The organism is Nakamurella lactea DSM 19367, assembly GCF_000426645.1.
GTDB lineage: Bacteria > Actinomycetota > Actinomycetes > Mycobacteriales > Nakamurellaceae > Nakamurella > Nakamurella lactea.
In genome coordinates this window covers 374,090-392,573 of the sequence record NZ_AUFT01000005.1, presented here as the reverse complement: position 1 = coordinate 392,573, position 18,484 = coordinate 374,090, and the positions used below count along the sequence as shown (strand labels likewise).

Genomic DNA, 18,484 nt, shown 5'->3' with positions numbered 1-18,484 from the left:
GTGAAACGGTCGAGCCGGGCCGCCGGAGAGCTAGGCCGTCTCGGTGAGCGCGGCGTCGATGGCCCACAGGCCCTCGCGGACCTCGTCCTCGGTGGAGATCAGCGGGGGAGCGACGTGGATCCGGTTCGCCGACAGGAACGGCCACACTCCGCGCTTCTTGCAGGCGGCGGCGATCGCGTTCATCGGAGCCATGGCGACTCCACCGGCGTTGAACGGCACCAGCGGCTCCCTGGTGGATCGGTCGGTGACGAACTCGATGGCCCAGAACGCGCCGAGCCCACGGACCTCGCCGATCCGTTCGTGCCGCTGCGCCATCGCCGCCAGTTCCGGCCCGATCACCTCGGTGCCCAGCCGCCGCACATGATCGAGAATGCCGTCACGCTCGAACACGTCGATGGTAGCCAGGCCGGCCGCGCAGGCCAGCGGGTGCCCGGAGTACGTCAACCCGCCCGGATAGGCCTTGTCCCTGAACGTCTCGGCGATCGCCGCGTCGATCACCACGCCGCCGAGCGGTACGTACCCGGAGTTGACCCCCTTGGCGAAGGTGATCAGGTCGGGCCGGACGCCGAAGGCCTGGAACCCGAACCATTCACCGAGCCGGCCGAACCCGACCATCACCTCGTCGGCGATGTACAGGATGCCGAACTCGTCGCACAGCGCGCGCACGCCGGCGAGATAGCCGGGCGGCGGCACCAGCACCCCGTTGGTCCCCACCACCGACTCCAGTGCGATGGCCGCGATGGTGTGCGGGCCCTCGAAGACGATGGTGTCGCGCAGGTGCTGCAGCGCACGCTCGGTCTCCTGCTCAGCCGAGTCGGAGTGGAACGGGCTGCGGTACGGGTACGGACCGTGGAAATGGATGACGCCGGGCACGCCCGGCTCGCTGCCCCAGCGGCGGGGCTCACCGGTCAGCGTGATCGCCCCGGCGGTGGCGCCGTGGTAGCTGCGGTAGGCGGCCAGCACCTTCTGCCGGCCGGTGTGCAGCCGGGCCAGCCGCAGCGCGTGCTCGACCGCCTCGGCCCCCGCGTTGGTGAAGAAGACGTGGGAAAAGTTGTCGCCGGCCCGCTCGGTGATCAGCCGGGCGAGTTGGCCGCGCACATCGTTGGCGAACGACGGCTGGATGGTGGACAGCCGCTCGGCCTGCTGCTGGATCGCCGCGATCAGGTCCGGATGGCTGTGTCCGAGGTTCAGATTGACCAACTGGGAGCCGAAGTCCAGGAAGGAGTTTCCCGCGTAGTCGAAGAACCTGGTGCCCTCACCGCCGGCCACCGGCAGCGGGTCGATGGCGCCTTGCGCCGACCACGAGTGGAAGACGTGGCCGCGGTCGTCAGCGCGGGCCGCCGCATCCGCCTCGGCATCGGTCACCGGTCCCCGCACCGGTGCCGACCGCAGGATCCCGGTGATGTCGGACTGAACGGTGGTCATGTCGTCTCCTCGCTTCGGCGGCCGCCCGCACAACAACGGTGCGGCACCACCAGTATCGCCCGCGTCGTCGGGCCGGCTTCAACTGGCCCGCAGCCACCCGGCACCCCAGGGCGCGTAGCGGGGTTGTCCCGCGGGACAACCCCGCTACGCCCGGGGAACACGTGCCCGGGGAGCACCGGCCGGGACAACCCCGCTACGCCCGGGGAACACGTGCCCGGGGAGCACCGGCCGGGACAACCCCACTACGTGTCGGGGGAGCACGGCCGGGGCCGGGTCAGTCGATCCGGACGGGTGTGGCGTTCAGCGGCTGCGGATCGCGGCCCTCTGCGATGGCGTCGGCCACCTGATCGACCACCAGCTGCGACTCACGCCAACCCTGGACCGCCCAGCCCTGCACCCGGGGCGCCGCCCGGTTCTCCCTGGCCGCGACGATCCAGGGCTGACGGAACACCGCGTGCCGGACGATCGCCAGTGCGATCAACAGCGCCCAGAGACCGAAGATCAGCGCGGGGATCAGGACGAAGATGGTCAGCCAGGTGGCGATGGCGATCGCGATCAGGATCAGCGCGAATTTCAGCACCTTGACCAACAAGGCGCCGAGGCCGGCCAGCCCGCCGACCGCCCCACCGCCCTTTCCCTTGCCCGATGAGCCGGACGAGCCGGACGAGTCGGACGAGCCGGACGAGCCGGCCGAGTCGCCGCTGGTGCGGCTGAACGATGAACCGGTGCCCGCCACCCCTGCGGCGGCGAACGACCGCGAGCCGCCGCCACCGGAACGGGTCCAGGACGTGCCGGATCCGGATCCGCCCCCGGGGCCCGATCGAGCGGACGACCCGGTACCGGACGAACCGGACGGGCCGACCGGCAGGAAGATGGTGCCGCTCCGGTGCCGATAGCCGCGGCGCGGATGGGTGGTGGCCGCCCGATCGACCGCCGAACCCGTGTCCGACTCCGATTCCGACCAGCGGATCGGCGCCCGGGAAATGGCCGCGGTCGGCGACAGCGGCGGGCGAGCGGTGACGGCCACCCGGCGCACCCTGGGCGGCTCGAACAGGGCACGATCCCGGCCGAACCGAAATCCGATGTAGCGTGGCGGACCAAAGAGGAACGCCCGGCCGACGATCCATTCGACGCCGTCCGGCGACGTGACCAGGCGATTGAGCACGGCGGCTGACCTCCCTACGATGACGACGCGGACACCGCACGTCCGGCAGTGGCATGACGCGCGTCGCGTCCCATCGGTTCCGGCACGAGAACAGGGGTCATCATGCAGGACCAACGGCACCGTCGACGGCGATGGGTACCGACCGGCGTGCTGGTGCTGATCCTCGCGTTCCTCGGACTTGCGTCCGGCGGACCCGCGTTCGGCGAATCGGCCTCCGCCGCCCCGGCCGGCCCGTCGGCGGGAATCTTCGACGGAGACACCATCGGCGGGGTGTCGGTCGACGACGTGGTGAGCGCCCTTGGCACGAACCACGTCGCGGTGATCGGTACGACGGCGAGCGAATCGGAACTGGCGCAGATCGCCCAGCAGGCAAGAGACGGCGGCGTCAACCTGTCCATCGTGTCGCTGAAGACCAGGCTGACCAGCAAGGACGCCCAGACGCTCGCCGGCGAGATCAAGGCCAGGGTCGGCGGGACGGTGCTGGTACTCACACCGGACAGCGCTGCCCAGTATTCCGACGAGCTGTCCGGCTCGCAGCAGAGTGCGGCCGAAGCGGCGGTCAAGGCCGCCGGCGGCGACGACGTCTCGGCGGCCCGCGCCTACATGGAGTCGGCCACCGCGAAGCCGTTCCCCTGGTCACTGGTGGTGATCGGGTTGGTCGCCCTGGTGGTGATCGGGGCCATCGTCTACGGCGTGATCGGACGCAACCGCAGGAAGAAGGCCGATCACGAAGCCCTGGCCGACCTCACTCTGGGCCTGGGCAAGCGGCTGCAGGTACTGGCGCCGCTGATGCTCACCATCACTTCTCGGATCGGCCTGGTCGACCGTCCCGACCTGGCCGACAGGTTCAACCGGGCGAGCGGCGACTACACCCGGCTCGGCGGCGTCGTGGCCACCCCGTTGACCAGCCGTGCTGAGGTCGACCGCACGGCGGCCGAGATCGCCACCGTGGAGAAGACGCTCGACGACATCGACCGGCAGCTGGACACCCTGCTGCCGGGCCTTGAGGGTCCGTCGCCGGCAGGCTGAAGCGTCAGGCCGCCGGTGACCCCGGCAGCCCGGGCTTTTCGTCAGCCCGGCCTCGTCAGCTGACGTCGTAGCTGGCCTTGGCCAGCCGAAATCCGTGGCCGTCGGAGTCTGCACAGTGCATGCCGTCCTCCGCGCTGGTGCAGGTGATCGGCCCGACCTGTGATTTCTGGCCATAGGCCAGGGTCGGGATGCCGGGCTGCATCACGGTGTCCGAGATGCACCGCATCTCGGCCTTGTGCCCGGCGATCAGCGTCACCGAAACGCCCCAGTCACCGGTGCCGTGACAATCGTGATCCTTGGGGATCGACGACTCGGCGAGGTCGCAGCGCACCTGGGGCTCGGTGTCGGTAGTGATCAGGCAGGAGATGTTGCCCGAGGGTGAGGTGAAATGGTCGAGGGCCAGGACGGGTCCGGCATCGGTCGACGCGGCGCCTGTGACGGTAGCCGTGTGCACCACGGTGGTCAGCACCACCGACGGCTTGGTGGGTGGCGCCGGCGGCTTGGTGGGTGGCGCGGCGGTGGTTTGCTGAGCGGTGCTGGCGGCCGTCGTGATCTGGTCTTCAGTCGACGTGCCGGTGGTTTCGTCCGCGGTGGTTTCGTCCGCTGTCGTCTGGTCCGGGGTCGTCACCGAGGTGGGCTGCTCCGGGCTTGTCGGATCTGTGATCGGCCCGACGACGGCGCTGCTCGGCGGGTTCGGTGGTTGCTGCCCGGACTGGGTACCGGCGGCGCCGGTCACCGATGACGCGCAGCCGGCCAGCAGCAACGCTGCACCGGCGACACCACAGATCAGGGCGGAGAACCGGACCGGTCGCCGGCGGGAGTAATGGCTCATATCGATACAGACGTCGCATGACGGGTGGAGGATCCGGTATCGCAGAACATTCACGCATTGTGACCGACGGGTACCCGAGATGTCCTCACGACACGAGCGTCCACAATAGGGATGTGAGGATTTCGCCCTTCGTCGCCTATCGCGTCGGCACCGGTGTGATCGCCGTTGGCTGGCTGCTGTTCATCCTGATGCAGTGGGTGTCCGGCGATTGGCTGCCGCCGGCGATCTCGTTCTCGCAGTACGGCGTCGGCCCGCACGGCTGGCTGTTCAGCCTCTACCTGCTGGCGTTCAGCATCGGCCCGCTGCTGTTGGACCGGGCCAACCCCACCGGACGGCTGACCACCACGCTGCTGGTGATCGGGTTCCTCGGGTGCCTGGTGATGGCGTTGGTCGCCACCGATCCGGGCGGCCTGCAGCAGTCGCCCCGGGCGAAGGTGCACATGGTGGGTTCGGTGTTCGGGCTGTCGCTGGTTCCGATCGGCTGTTGCCTGTCCCTGGTGCGGGGCCGGCGGGTGTCGCGGTGGCTGCCGCTGGGCCTGATCGGGGTCTCCGCGGTCTCGCTGATCCTGCTGATCGTGTCCGCAACCGGGGTCGACACCCTCGGCGTCGGAGCGGCGGAGTCGTGGACCTACAGCCAGACGGGCGCCGCCGTTGTCGACATGCTGATGCTGGTGGCCCTGGTCGCAGGGTCGCGGCCGCTGCCGGGTGAATCCGACCACACCGACGGGTCCGGTCGACCGGACCGGGCGCGGTCCGGTGTGACAGCACCACCCCAAAAGTCATAGCGTTGAGGTGTACATGCAGCCGAGCCCGATGGCGTGCCGGCACCGCCCGGTAGATGGATACTCATCGGAGCTCCTCCCGGGCAAGATCGAGAACAGGGAAATCATGACCGAGCAGACCGCCCACGCCCGCCCCGCCAGTGCGCGGCGCAGGCCCCACGTCGTCGTCGTCGGCGGCGGGTTCGCCGGGCTGTCCGCGGTGAAGGAACTGGGCAAGGTCGATGTCGACGTCACCCTGGTCGACCGGCACACCTACAACACGTTCCAGCCGCTGCTGTACCAGGTGGCCACCGCCGGGCTGAACCCTGGCGACGTGACCTACTTCCTGCGGGCCACCCGGATGAAGCAGCGCAACGTGAGCTTCCGGCAGGGCGACGTGACCGGAGTGGATCCGGTGGCAAAGGTGGTCAGCTTCGCCGACGGCGGTTCGCTCGACTACGACTATCTGATCCTGGGCTCGGGCGCCACCACGAACTACTTCGGCACCCCTGGTGCCGAGGCGAACTCGATGGCCATCTACACGCGGGCCCAGGCCCTGCAGTTGCGGGACCGGATCTTCACCAGACTCGAGCACGCGGCCGCAGCTTCGACCGGCGACGACCTGACCATTGTGGTGGTCGGCGCCGGTCCCACCGGCGTCGAGATGGCCGGCGCGCTGGCCGAGCTCCGCAACGACGCGATGTCGACGGTGTACCCAGAGCTCGATCCGCGCCGTACCCACATCGTGCTGCTGGAGATGGCCGACAAGGTGCTCGCGCCGTTCGCCCCGAAGCTGCGGGAGTTCAGTGCCAGGGCGCTGCGCGAACGCGGCGTCGAGGTCCGGCTGGGCACCGCGGTGAAGGAGGTCCGCGAGGACGGTGTCGAACTCGGCAACGGTGATTTCCTCAAGGCCGGGGTGGTGATCTGGGCGACCGGTGTCGCGGTACCGAAGATCGTCGGGAGCTGGGGACTGCCGCAGGGCCGCGGCGGCCGGATCACCGTCCGCGACGATCTGCGGGTCGAGGGCTACGACAATGTCTTCGCCGCCGGCGACGTGGCCGTCACCCCGGACCCGCTGCCGCAGCTGAGCCAGCCCGCGTTGCAGGAGGGACGGCACGCCGCCCGGCAGATCGGGGCACTGCTGCTCGGCCGGAACACCGAGCCGTTCCGCTACCGCGACAAGGGCACGATGGCCACCATCGGTCGCCGGGCCGCCATCGCCGACATCAAGCTGCCGTTCGGCAAGTCGCTGCGGCTGACCGGCAGCATCGCCTGGCTGATCTGGATGTTCGTGCACATCCAGAACCTGCTGGCCAACCGGAACCGGCTGGCCACCTTCATCAACCTGGCCACCAAGTACTTCTCGCCCTCCAGGCGGACCAATCCGATCGTCGGCGATGTCCCGGTGTTCGAGCAGCTCACCCACGGCAAGCCGGCACCCGAGGTGCCCGCCGAGCGGACCGATCCGGCCGCGAGCTGACGGTCCGTAGGCTGGTCCGGTGACCGACTCGGTGGATCGACGCCAGGACACCGGCTGGCTGACGGAACCCGAACAGCAGGCATGGCGGGCGGTGCTCCGACTACGCGGGCCGCTGCTCGGGGCGATCGGTCGGCAGCTGGTACGGGATTCGGGTCTGTCGCTGTCCGACTACGAGGTGCTTGTCGCCCTCTCTGAATCGGGCGCCGGCGTTGTGCACGTCCAGGACCTGCTGTCCAGCACCGACTGGGAGGCCAGCCGGCTCTCGCACCACCTGACCAGGATGCAGGCCAGGGGGCTGGTGGCTCGTCAGCCCTGCCCGGCCGACGGCCGCAGCTCGGAGGTGGTCATCACCGACGTGGGGCGCCGGATGATCGAGCGGGCCGCGCCGCTGCATGTGGCGGCCGTTCGGGACCTGTTCATCGACGTGTTGAGCCCGCAGCAGTTGACGGCGCTGGCCGATATCGGCGCCACCGTGGCCGAACGCCTCGAGCCGCTCTCCACCGCTGCCCCCGCGCCGCAGCACCACCCGACCACTCGGGAACACCGTGCGCCAGGCCCGATCTCCGAGGTGAGCAGCTGATGACGGACCCGTTCGACCAGCGACCCAACGGTTCTCCGGCCGGCGACTCCGACAACGAACCGGAGATCATCGAAGGCGAGGTCGTCGACGACGCCGCGGCCGGCGCCTATCGCGGCGCCGCTGCAGGCTCCGCCGGCTTCACCGGGCGCAGTCCGTTCTCCGAGCCCGACCCGTTCGGTGACCCGGCATCGTCGCCGCAGTTCGGCGTCGGGGGTGTCGGCGGCAGTTTCGCGGCGCTGCGGGCGATCGCCGGCAACTCTGCGGAGATCCGAGAGGTGCTGACCACGCCGTTGCGGCTGCTGGCCATCGTGGTCGCGGTTCCATCGGTGATCGCGGCACTCTTCGGGCTGACGATCGACGGTGGCGCCCGCTACGTCGCCTTCGCCATCGCGGTGCTCGGCTTGATCGCGGTGGTGCTGGTCGAGCTGCGGCGCCGGCGGCTGGCGACGGTGCCGCCGCCACGGCGAGCCGGTGACCCGGCCCGCCCTGACGGCGTCGGCAATCTGATCGGCCTGATCGGCTTCAGCCTGTTGATGCTGATGCTGGCGATCGGCTTCGATCTGTTGGCGCTGTTGCTGGTGATCTTCGCCGTCTGGTGACGGTGGTGCGCCCTGGGGAGGTAGCGGAATCTTGCGGGACACGCCGGGCAGCGCCCGGCGTGTCCCGCAGAGATCCGCTACCTGCTGGTATCAGCGGCCGTGACCGCGCTGCTGAACGTCGACCCAGACCAGCCGATGGTCGCTGGTGGGGAACGGGTACTCGCCGGTGAGCCGGGACAGCGGGTCGCTGCGCTGCGGCCAGAACACCGCAGAGTCCTTCACCCGCAAGGACTTCGACGGCAGCACATAGTCGGCCCGCAGATTGCCGGGGGAGGGCACGTCGCTGAAGTCGGCCGTGTCGTAGATCGGGTTCGACTTCTGGGTCGCGTTCACCCCGCCCTGCAGGACAGCGGCCTCCGGTGCACCTGTGGACGTGGGTTTCGGGTCCGTCAGCCGTGGGTTGTCGATCAGCTGCTGGATCGCGCCCGGCACCGAATCACCGTCCAGCGGGTCACTGTTCTGGTCGCCCATGATCACGAAATCCGCGCCCCGGGCGATGCCGCCGTGGCGGCCGGCGTCGTCGTAGATGTACCTCGCCCTGCCGGGCGCGCCGATGTAGTCGGCCCAGAACCGGATCTCGTCGTGATTGCGGGTGCCGTTGCGGTCCTCGGCGCCGTCGAAGGACGGCGGGGTCGGGTGCGAGACCAGCACGTGCAGCGTCTCCCGGCCGATCTTCACCGGCAGGTCCCAATGGGACTTGCTGGACAGCCGGAACTTCGCCAGTTCATCGGGTGAGTACCAGTCGGCCGGTGCGGCAGTGGCCGGATCGTCGGGCAGCAGGGCTCCGGGCATGTCCCTCCAGAGGAATTTCTGGAAGGTGCGCACCGAGCGGGTGTCGATCGGGTACTTGGAGAACACCGCGAGTCCGTACTGGCCGGGGAACAGGCCGAAGCCGTAAGCGTCGTCACCGCCGCCGATGCTGCCGTCGTTGTTCAGGTCCATCCCGCTGGGCACGCCGGTGTTCACCGGCGCGGTGAAGGCGTACGGGTAACGGATCCCCGGTGCCCCGTTGTGCGGCACCTCGAGGTAGTTCTTGCGGAAGTCGCGCAGCGCCGAACCGTCGGCGACGTAGTCGAACTCGTTGACCAGCACGATGTCCGGGTGGGCACGCTGGATCACCTCGGCCACCGCCGCGGCTTGCGCGTCGTCGGGTGTTGACAGGTCGGCCGAGAGCTCACCCTCGGTGGCCCGGTTCAGGCTGGCGTTGAAGGTGGCGAGCCGGAGTTCGGCGGTCCCGTGACTCTTTCCGGGGTGCTGGTCGCCGGGTGCGGCCGGGGAAGCGGCGGCCGCGGGCACCGCGGGGGCGAGCAGGATCAGGGCGGCGCCGGCGACCGCGGCGCCTCGGTAGCGGAATCGGGTACGGGTGGTGACGGGCACGGTCTTCTCCTTCGGATCTCGGGTCGATCAACAGTAGTCACAGCTGCGATGACGGACAGTGAACACCAGGCGAACAGGCCGCGCGACTGGCAGAGTTGGACCAGCACCGTCGTCGAACGGACAGGGCACGAACGAACGGAGTCACAGTGGCTGAGGAAGACCAGTGGAGCGACAACAGCGACCCGGGCAGCGAGGGTCGCGCCGGCGACGGCGTGTCCGAGCAGCTCAGCCAACAGGACATGCTGCTCGACCGGGGCGTTGAGGATCTGCTCGACGAGGGGTATTCGCCGCCCGATCGGGAGCCGTCGCCGCACGCGTCGACGGAGATCGACGAGTCGCTCGACGACCGGCTGAGCGAGGAAGAGCCCGACGTCGGGGCGGCCGGCGACCCGACGGTCGACGACAACTACGAGGTCGGCGGCGCCCGGTCCGGGCGGCTGGTGGACGCGGAGAACGACGGCTTCAGTGACGTCGAAAAGGACCTGGTGGCCGAGGACGTCGGGTATGACGGTGCCGCGGCATCCGCCGAGGAAGCCGCGGTGCATGTGTTCGACGAGGACGCCGACGACGATTCCGACGACGGCGACCCCTACCCGGACGGTGAACTCGTCGACGGGCAGTAGGTGTCGGACCGATCGGGGCCGGGGCTGAAACCGAACGGATAGGCTGGCCGTCACAGGGGTGACAGAACGTGACGAACAGGGGGTGGCCGTGGATCCGGTGACGCTGACGTTCCTGGTGATCGGCGGCTTCGGCGTCCTGTTGCTGGTCATCGCGCTGGTGGTCGGAGACCTGTTGCACTTCGGCGGCCCGGACGCCGACGGCCCGTTCTCGTTGCCGGCCATCGCCGCGTTCATCGGCGGTGCCGGGTTCGTCGGCGCCATTCCGGCGGCGCTGGTGGCCGGTAGCTGGTCCAGCGGTTCGACGGTGGCGCTCTCGACGGTCGTCGGCGTGGTCGGCGCGTTGCCACTGGCCTACGGCGCCGTCCGGCTGACCTCCGGCCTGATCCGGATGCGCACCGATCCGACGCTCACCGAGGAGGGCCTGCCCGGGGCGCTGGGCACGGTGATCACGCCGATCCCGGCGGTCGGGTTCGGCGAGGTCCGGATCCGGGTCGCCGGTCAGGACCTGAAGTACTCGGCCCGCAGCCACACGCCGCTGCCGATCGGCACCCCGATCTTCGTCAGTGAAGCACTGTCAGCCACTTTGGTCGAGGTTGTCTCGACCGCCGACTGAAAGTAGGAACAGCATGTCGCCCATCGTGTACGCCATTGGCGGGGTCGTCGTACTGATTGTGTTGGTCGTGTTGCTGATCCTTTCCAGGATCAAGGTGGCCGGACCGAACCAGGCGTTCCTGGTGACCGGTCGGCGTGGCCGCGCGATCACCAGCTCGGAGGGGGTGATCTCGACCGACATGTCAGGGCAGAAGGTGGTGATGGGTGCCAGCGTGTTCGTGTTGCCCATCGTCCAGAAGCTGCACACCATCGACCTTTCCAGCCGCCGGATCCCGGTCGGCATCCGCGGCGCGGTGTCTCTGCAGGGCGTCAAGTGCGACCTCGAAGGTGTCGCGATTGTCAAGGTCGGCGGCTCGGAGTCGTCGGTTCGCGCTGCGGCCCAACGATTCCTGAACCAGCAGGAGGGCATCGACATCTTCACCTCCGAGGTGCTGGCCGGCGCGCTGCGGTCGATCGTCGGCCGGTTGACGATCGAGGAAATCATCCGGGACCGGGCGGCGTTCGCCTCCGCGGTCGCGGAGGAGGCCGAATCCTCGCTCACCGGACAGGGTCTGGTACTGGATACCTTCCAGCTGCAGGACATCCAGGCCGAGGGCACCTACCTGCAGGACCTGGGGCGGCCGGAGGCGGCCAGGGTGATCAAGGAGGCAACGATTGCCGAGGCGAAGTCGCGGCAGGCCGCCGAGCAGGAACGGCTGTTGGCCGAAGAGGCCATTGCGGTGTCGAACCGTCAGCTGGCCCTCAAGCAGGCCGAGATCTCCTCCCAGATCGATGCCGCCAAGGCCGAGGCTGCTGCCGCCGGACCGCTGACCCAGGCTGCGCAGGACCAGCGAGTGTTGGCCGAGCAGGAGAAGGTGGCCGAGCGGACCGCCGGGCTCAAGGAGCGGCAACTCGACAGCGAGGTGCGCAAGCCGGCGGACGCCGAGCGGTACCGGGTCGAGCAGCAGGCCGAGGCGAACAAGAACGCGGCGATCGCCAAGGCCGAGGCCGATCGACAGGCCACCATCGCCAATGCCAGCGCGCAGGCCGAGCAGGCCAGGCTGATGGGCGAGGGCGAACGGCTGCGGCGGCAGGCGCTGGCCGAGGCCGACGCAATCGAGGGTGCCAAGAAGGGTGAGTCGGAGAAGATGCGCCGGCAGGCCATCGCCGATGCCGTCGAGCGAGAGGGCGCCGCAGAGGCGTCGGCGATCCTGGCCAAGGGCCAAGCCGAGGCCGAGGCGATGGACAAGCGGTCGCAGGCGTTCGCCGGCTACGGCGAGGCAGCGGTGCTCGACCTGCTGGTCAAGGTACTGCCGGACATCGTGAACGCCGCGTCGGCGCCGTTGGCGGCGGTCGACAAGATGACCATCATCTCCTCCGACGGCGCGGGGTCGCTGTCGAAGTCGGTGGCATCGAACGTGGCGCACGGTCTGCAGATGTCCAGCGACCTGACCGGCATCGACATCGCCGGATTGCTGTCCCGGCTGGGTGCCAAGCGCCAGGGGAGTGACGGCGAGGCCGTGGTGGCCGCCGACTCCGGCCGGAAGGCACCGGAGCAGATCGGGATCGATGGAGCCGCGTCGGGCGGCGCTGCGGAGTGATCTGCACCGATGACAGCTGGATCCCGCGAACGGACACCGACCTCGCCCGTTGAGTAAGCGGGCGAGGTTTCTCCAACCCGATGAACCGCACGGCGCAGATCTATGGTTGGTGAATGTCGATAGTGACCACCGACCGGCTCACGCTGCGCGAAATGACGCCTTCCGATCTTGACGACATGGCAGCACTTCTCGGTGACGAACAGGTGATGCGGTACTACCCGCGGACGAAGACCCGGGACGAAGCTCGGCGTTGGATCGAGTGGAACCGCAGTCTCTACCGGGATCATGGCTTCGGGCTCTGGGCGATCACCCTGACCGAGACCGGTGCATTCGTCGGTGACTGCGGACTCACCATCCAACGGATCGACGGCGTGGATGAGGTCGAGGTCGGCTACCACGTCCGGACCGAGTATCAGCGAAGGGGTTACGCCACCGAAGCGGCTGCGGCGTCTCGAGATCTGGCCCGCGACCGGTACTCGATCGGCCGGTTGATCGCGGTCATCAATGCGGACAATCAGCCATCGACGGCAGTCGCAGAGAGAATCGGACTGCGATTCGAGAAACATGCGAGCGTCTACGGTCAGGACCGGCTGATCTACGCCGCGAACCTCGCCGGACTCGGCCGACCGGGATAAGCCTTTGACGCGCCCATAAGACTCGTGCATATGGCTCTGACAATTCACAACCGCGGCCGGCACCCCGAGATCTTCAGGGCAACGAACCACGCCGACTTCGACAGGTCGTGGCCAACCTTCATGCAGCAGGACCCGAACGCGCGGCTCTACTATTCCGAACTCGACAGCGTCGCCGACTACGTGCTGCTCGCCACGGACGGAGACGAGCCGGTTGCCAAGGCCTACTCAACGCCCTTTGCCTTCGGTATCGAGGGGCGCGAGGACCTGCCCGACGCCGGTTGGGACGAGGTGATCCGGTGGCAGCACGACGACCGGTTGGTCGGCCGGGAGCGCAATGCGGCGACCGCCCTCGAGATCGTCGTCCTGAAGGAACGCCAGGGCACCGGGATTGCCTCGGTCATGGTAAATGCACTGCGGGACAATGCGTTCCGGCTCGGCCACCAGGTGCTCTATGCTCCGGTGCGACCATCGCAGAAGGCGGACGAGCCCGAAACGCCGATGAACGAGTATGCCTTCCGGGTGCGCGACGATGGTCTGCCCTACGACGCCTGGCTACGCGTGCACGTGCGGGCCGGCGGGCGGATTCTCAAGGTCTGTCCGCTGTCGATGACCATCTCCGGCACGCTCGCCCAATGGCGGGAGTGGACCGGGCAGCCGTTCGACACCGACGGCCCGGTGATCGTGGAGGGTGCGCTGAGCCCGGTCCTCGTGTCGTTGGCACAGCAGGTCGCCGTCTACCTCGAGCCCAACGTCTGGGTCGAGCACCGCAAGTCCTGATCGCGCCGCCACCGCCCTTCTCTGACGTCGTTCCTGCTGCTACCTGCCGACTGTGGCGCTGACCCGCCCGGTTGACCGTTGCACGCTCGGGTCGTCCGGTAGATAGGTCACGATCACCGGATTGAGCCCAGCCGGCACCGGGATCACCGCGCTCACGCCGGTGCCGCCCGAAACCGGAACCGACGCGACCTTCGAGCCGCCGATGTTGATGTGTGCCACTCCGTCCGCCGGTGCCGTCGACGGTGCAGCGATCGTCACCTTCGCCGTCACCTGCAGACCCCAGCTGCGGCCGCTGGCCCGTGCGGTGGCCGCGTCGAGCCGCACCTTCTTGGCCCCCACGGTGGTCGCCGACAAGGCCATGTTGACCTTGAAGAACAGCGCCGCCGAGGTCGAGCCGAGGAGCGCGGACGGGTCCTCAGCAACGAATGTCGCTGTCAGAGCGTGCGTTCCAGCCGGTGTATCGACCGGAACCTCCAGCTTCGCGGTGCGGTTCGTCACCGGCGCGGTGCCGATGACTTCGGCGCCACGCCGGAACTCGACCGTTCCGGAGACCGTGGTGTCGATGGGCGCGTCGACATTCGCGGTCAGGGTGGCCGGCTTCGCCGGCAGGTACGTCTGCGACGCCACGTCGGCCGTCAGCGTCGTGGTGCTGGCGGCACCCACGGTCAGCGTGACCGGCAGCGTCACCGTCGGCCGGTCCGGGTCGTCGCTGCTGACGCACAGCAGCGCCGAGTGGTCGCCCGCTGCGAGCCCGGTGGCATCGGCCGTCACCTGGACCGACGCATCCTGTCCGCGCGTGGTCGCCCCGGACGGAGCGCTGACGGACAGCCAGGGGACATCGGTCGGCAGCTGGCAGGGCCGGGCATCCGGCAGTGTGACCGGGGTGATGTACCGGCCGCGCCCGGTGGTCTGCTCGGCCACAGCGGTGCCGTCCCTACCGATCTCGAACACACCCTTGCTGGAGGTGATCAGCAGATTGCCGTTGCCCAACTCGGCGACACCGCCGTAGTTGTTCCCGGTGTTGTCCGGGTACAAATTCCCGAGATAGTCGCCGGTCGCCGAGAATTCCAGCACACCGCGCGCGGGCGTGGTCTGCCAGTTCGCGGCCAGTACGTTCCCGGAGGCGGTCTCCGCCAACTGTTCTGCCCAGGTGACCTCGCCGAAGGCGGGCAACGGCTCGCCGGTGAGCGAGAACCGGTGGATCTGCTTGGTTCCGCTTGCCGAGACCAACACGTCGTTGTCCCGCACCAGGATCGACCACGGGCTGTCCAGACCGTCTTCACCGGGATCAACGAAATAGCCGAGCAGCTCCCCGTCCTGCGACAGCTCAAGGATCGAATTCGCATTCGCGCCGCTGGCGACTGTCACCAACAGCGTGTCCTGCGCCGTCCAGGCCATCCCGCGGACATTGTTCATCACCGAACTGTCGCCCTCGACAGTCTTCGGGCCGAAGGTGCCCAGGAAATTCCCCTCCAGGTCCCACCGGGTGATCATGCCCTTCACCTGATCGGAGACCAGGAAGCTCTGCCCGTCGGGCATAGGCAGCACGTTCAGGGGTGTGTACAAGGTCGACCCACCCGGCGACCAGGCCGGGTACGGCAGGAACTGGTCGTCGATCAGCGTGCCGTCCTGCGCGTCGAAGGCCATGATGCCGCGGGAACTCGTCGTCGAGTTCGGTACCAACAGCACGCCATTGCGCAGCAGTTCCAGTCGCTCAGGTGAGGCGCCGGCCTCCGGATCGTCCAGCCGCCAGTTCAGCGTGCCGTAGCCGGTGTTCGCGATGGTCACGTTCGCGGTGTCGGTGCCGCCGGCCGGCGCCGAGAGCGTCAGTTGCTCCGGATCCACGGCGACGTCAGGGATTTCCTGCACGTTGATGGTGACGGCGAGCGTCGCCAGTTCGGTGTGCGGGTCGTTGCTGGACAGGCACAACCGGGCCGAATGCTCACCCGCGGTGAGGTTTTGGGTGGCGACGGTCAGCGTCGCGGTCGCCGAGTCCTCGGCCGGCACGGTACCGGAGGTGGGATCCAGCGACAGCCAGGCCGGCAGCGCACAGTCGGCGGACGCGGCATCCACGGCCCAGTGCAGCGGCGCCCCACCGTTGTTGAGCACCTGCAGCGGATAGTCCCTGGCCTCCGGAACGGCAATGGTGTCGGTGATCGACTCCTGGTCGAGAGCAATCTCCGCCTCCGCCGGCACCACGGCAATCGGATAGTGCACATCGGCAATCTCGGCGCCGCCGGCATGCGTGCCGTCGGTGGACAATTTCAGGTCGCCGAACAGCCAACCCGGCCCGGTGAGCGCGGCGACGTCGATGGTCACCGTGAGCTCCTGGGTCGCGCCCGGAGCCAACGTGAAGGTCTGGGGCGTCACCGTCACCGTCGCGTCACCAGGGGCATCCACTTCGATGGTGTAGTCGGCGGTGGTGTCGGCCACCGACGTCAGTGTCCGGGTGAGGGTGCAGGTCTGCAGGCACGCGTCGTCGACGATGGCAGGCAGGTTCAACGTCTTCGGGTCGCCCCGGTGTTCGGGTCGGCCGCCACGAAGTTGTCGTAGGTCTCATCGAGAATCACCCCGACCCGGCTCGCTGCGTCCAGATCCAGCAGCCCGGAACCGATGTCGAAGGCATCCGCCGGCGTGCTGCCGTCCTCCTTCACCATGCCGTCGGGGTTGGCGGTGGACGCCAGCGCCGAGCGGATCGCGGACGGCGACCAGTCCGGGTGCAACGCCCGGATCAATGCGCCGGAGCCGGCAGCGTGCGGCGACGACATCGAGGTTCCCTGCATCACCTCGTACTGCACCGGATCGTCGCCGACGGCGGCAGTTGCGGCCAGGATGTTGCGGCCGGGCGCGGTGAAGGTCGGGGCCAGCAAGTCGTACTGGCTCGGGCCCCGGGAGGAGAAGTCGGCGACCAAATCCTTCCAGGCCGGGTTGTCGACCTGCACGGCCTCGGTGCCCATCCGCAGTGTGGTTCCCTGGTTCGCCGAGACGAAAGCCAGAACAGCTTGCCCATCGGCCTGCGAGATCATCAATGACGGGATGCTGGTCGACTCCAGTTCACCCATGACGATCGGCGGGCCGGGAAACTGGTTGTGCACGATCACGCCGACCGCACCGGCGTTGGCAGCGTTGTTCACCTTCACCGAAAAGTTGCAGTCGCCGCGCTTGATCAGCGCAATGGCGCCCTCGAGCGCACCCGCCGGGAACGCCGAACATCCGATCTGGTCACCGTCGGCGATGCTGCCGACATCGATCAGCGCAGCTTCGATCGGTTCGCTGTAGCCCGGGCCGCTGCCCGAGACAGCGGCCATACCGGTCAGTTCCGTCGGCGCCGTTCCGGGCCCGGTGACCGACGCGTCCATCGCTATCACCCTGGTGTTGGTACTGGCCGCCACCGACGCGTTCCACGGGCCGGTCTTGGCCACCGTGCTCTCCCCGGGGCCGGTATTGCCGGCAGAGGCTGCGATGAAGATGCCGGCGTTGTATGCGGCCAGGAACGCCAGGTCGACACTGTCGTTCCACGGGCGGTCGCTGCCGGAAATCGAGTAGTTGAGCACGTCAACGCCGTCGGCGATCGCCTGGTCGACGGCCGCGACGCTGGCGCTGGAGTAGCAGCCGAAACTGGTGCACACCTTGTAGGAGATGAGCGACGCATGGGGCGCGACCCCGGTGAGCGCCCGGTCGTAGGTGGTGTTGCCGACGGTGATGTGGGCGGTGTGCCGGTCGCCGGCCATGGTGGAGGCGGTGTGACTGCCATGTCCGACCTTGTCCAGTGCGGTGCGCTCGCCCGCGAAGTCGTAGGCGCCGACCAGTTTGCTGTTGCAGATGTCCTCGTAGTTCGCGGCCCCTTCGGCGCAGACGCCCTTGTAATTGCCCTCGCCGAACGGGTTCAGGTGGGTGTAACCGTCTTCGTCGGTCGCGGCGAACGACGGGTGGGCGGCGTTGATTCCGGTGTCCAATGTGCCGACCAGCACGCCTTCGCCCTTGGTGGCCAATCCGGTCGCGGTCCCGCCGCCCCAGATCGCTGGTGCCGCAATGATTTGGGTGCTGACGTCAGTGTCCGGTTGCCAGCTGCGATCCGCTTCGACGGCTTCCACTCCGGGCAATTCGGCCACCGCGGCCGCCTCGTCGGCGGACAGTTTCAGCGCGAGCCCGTTGAGGGCGTAGCGGTACCGGTGCTCGGCGGTGACCGAATGCCCGACGGTGTTGTCGATGGTGGCCTTGACCGCGTTCTGCCGTCGGGTGAGGTGGCTGGCGTAGGCCTTGGCAGCGCGGCTGTTGGTATCCAGTTTGCCACCCGGCTCTGCGGGCGCTGTCCGGCTCAGCCCGGCCAGACCGCCGGTGTATGTCGCCACGGCCGGGTCCTTCAGTCGGATGATCCAGACCCCGTTCTTCGGCTCGTCCTGTGTCGCAACGGGTTTGCCGCTGTTCTCCGCCTGCTCGGCCGGGGTTGGTCCGTTGGACGTAGCGTCCGAGTCGGGCGCCGAGGCAGCCGATCGACCGGCGGAAACGGGGTCTGCGCCGCTCGGCGGTGCGGTGGCGAGCGTCAGGCCGACGATGCTGAGCAGCGTCAGCACAAGGCGGAAAGGACGGGACATGGGTTTCCCTCCAGAATCCATGCATTGCGGGCATTGATCCCGCGACAGGATTTGGAGCGTAAAGTTCGCAAGTCGCCCGGGGCAAGAGCCCATTGGAGGGGTCGCATTGTCACCCTCGGTGAATGTGGGGCGGGCCGGATTGCCAGGCCTGTACTTCGATTCGATCAGGTGTCGCTGATCAAGGCACGCAAAGTTGTTGGCGGGAAGGCGATCCAGCGAGAGGTGCGGCCGTAGCACAGTCGAGGTTCGGGTCTACTGCGTCGGTTCTGACGTGTCCCGGACGGACGAGTCCGTCGCAGCCTGTGCCGGAACGCCTCCCGGATCTGCGTTGGCGGGTATCTGCCAACTCGTTGGGGTGGCGCACATCCGCCAAGTCGTTGGATGGCGCGATGTTTCAGCCGGGCTCCGGCGGAA

Annotated in this window: 16 protein-coding genes; 10 read left to right on the top strand and 6 right to left on the bottom strand. The window is 68.5% G+C overall.

The features are described 5' to 3' along the window. Positions 1-30: 30 nt before the first annotated feature. Both K340_RS0105000 and K340_RS35700 read right to left on the bottom strand, forming a co-directional pair. Positions 31-1,425 (bottom strand): aspartate aminotransferase family protein, encoded by a 1,395-nt coding sequence (locus tag K340_RS0105000; protein ID WP_029135915.1) that lies wholly within the window; start codon positions 1,423-1,425, stop codon positions 31-33. A 274-nt stretch (positions 1,426-1,699) separates the two neighbouring features. Further along, a complete protein-coding gene (locus K340_RS35700; RefSeq protein WP_029135914.1) occupies positions 1,700-2,590 on the bottom strand; it encodes a hypothetical protein in 891 nt (296 codons plus the stop codon). Between the two features lie 102 nt (positions 2,591-2,692). On the opposite strand from K340_RS35700, the gene K340_RS0104990 reads away from it, so the two are divergent. Continuing rightward, complete coding sequence (locus K340_RS0104990) at positions 2,693-3,619, top strand: Rv1476 family membrane protein (protein WP_029135913.1); 927 nt, start codon at positions 2,693-2,695, stop codon at positions 3,617-3,619. 55 nt (positions 3,620-3,674) lie between these two features. Here the strand turns inward: K340_RS0104990 and K340_RS33860 are convergent, their stop codons facing one another. Further along, a complete protein-coding gene (locus K340_RS33860; protein WP_051265091.1) occupies positions 3,675-4,451 on the bottom strand; it encodes a DUF6636 domain-containing protein in 777 nt (258 codons plus the stop codon). Positions 4,452-4,564: 113 nt separating this feature from the next. Here K340_RS33860 and K340_RS0104980 point away from each other — a divergent pair, with 113 nt between their 5' ends. The 4 genes from K340_RS0104980 to K340_RS0104965 all read left to right on the top strand — a co-directional run bounded on the left by K340_RS0104980 (position 4,565) and on the right by K340_RS0104965 (position 7,871). Then, positions 4,565-5,236: a DUF998 domain-containing protein gene (locus K340_RS0104980; protein ID WP_029135911.1), complete on the top strand. Its 672-nt coding sequence runs from the start codon at positions 4,565-4,567 to the stop codon at positions 5,234-5,236. A gap of 103 nt (positions 5,237-5,339) precedes the next feature. Further along, positions 5,340-6,692, top strand: coding sequence for an NAD(P)/FAD-dependent oxidoreductase (locus K340_RS27560; protein ID WP_051265089.1), 1,353 nt, complete (start codon positions 5,340-5,342; stop codon positions 6,690-6,692). A 19-nt stretch (positions 6,693-6,711) separates the two neighbouring features. After that, positions 6,712-7,272 (top strand): MarR family winged helix-turn-helix transcriptional regulator, encoded by a 561-nt coding sequence (locus K340_RS27555; RefSeq protein WP_245599449.1) that lies wholly within the window; start codon positions 6,712-6,714, stop codon positions 7,270-7,272. Next, entirely contained in the window at positions 7,272-7,871 is a 600-nt protein-coding gene (locus K340_RS0104965; RefSeq protein WP_029135910.1) for a hypothetical protein, read from the top strand. The genes K340_RS27555 and K340_RS0104965 overlap by 1 nt, the downstream gene beginning before the upstream one ends. A 90-nt stretch (positions 7,872-7,961) precedes the next feature. Here the strand turns inward: K340_RS0104965 and K340_RS0104960 are convergent, their stop codons facing one another. After that, complete coding sequence (locus tag K340_RS0104960; protein WP_211229267.1) at positions 7,962-9,248, bottom strand: endonuclease/exonuclease/phosphatase family protein; 1,287 nt, start codon at positions 9,246-9,248, stop codon at positions 7,962-7,964. 146 nt (positions 9,249-9,394) lie between these two features. Here K340_RS0104960 and K340_RS27550 point away from each other — a divergent pair, with 146 nt between their 5' ends. From K340_RS27550 to K340_RS0104935, 5 genes are all read left to right on the top strand, one after another. Next, a complete protein-coding gene (locus tag K340_RS27550; protein WP_051265087.1) occupies positions 9,395-9,871 on the top strand; it encodes a DUF5709 domain-containing protein in 477 nt (158 codons plus the stop codon). A gap of 58 nt (positions 9,872-9,929) precedes the next feature. Then, a complete protein-coding gene (locus K340_RS0104950; protein ID WP_051265085.1) occupies positions 9,930-10,484 on the top strand; it encodes an NfeD family protein in 555 nt (184 codons plus the stop codon). Between the two features lie 13 nt (positions 10,485-10,497). Beyond that, positions 10,498-12,063, top strand: a complete 1,566-nt coding sequence (locus K340_RS27545; RefSeq protein WP_051265083.1) for a flotillin family protein — start codon at positions 10,498-10,500, stop codon at positions 12,061-12,063. Between the two features lie 113 nt (positions 12,064-12,176). Next, the gene (locus K340_RS0104940) at positions 12,177-12,698 is read left to right on the top strand and encodes a GNAT family N-acetyltransferase (RefSeq protein WP_029135907.1); all 522 of its coding nucleotides are present in this window, start codon (positions 12,177-12,179) and stop codon (positions 12,696-12,698) included. Between the two features lie 120 nt (positions 12,699-12,818). Continuing rightward, positions 12,819-13,475, top strand: coding sequence for a GNAT family protein (locus tag K340_RS0104935; protein WP_211229266.1), 657 nt, complete (start codon positions 12,819-12,821; stop codon positions 13,473-13,475). 39 nt (positions 13,476-13,514) lie between these two features. Here the strand turns inward: K340_RS0104935 and K340_RS33855 are convergent, their stop codons facing one another. Next, positions 13,515-15,977, bottom strand: coding sequence for a BACON domain-containing protein (locus K340_RS33855; RefSeq protein WP_029135905.1), 2,463 nt, complete (start codon positions 15,975-15,977; stop codon positions 13,515-13,517). Next, positions 15,974-18,070 (bottom strand): S8 family serine peptidase, encoded by a 2,097-nt coding sequence (locus K340_RS27540; protein ID WP_161632054.1) that lies wholly within the window; start codon positions 18,068-18,070, stop codon positions 15,974-15,976. The genes K340_RS33855 and K340_RS27540 overlap by 4 nt, the downstream gene beginning before the upstream one ends. Positions 18,071-18,484: the final 414 nt, after the last annotated feature.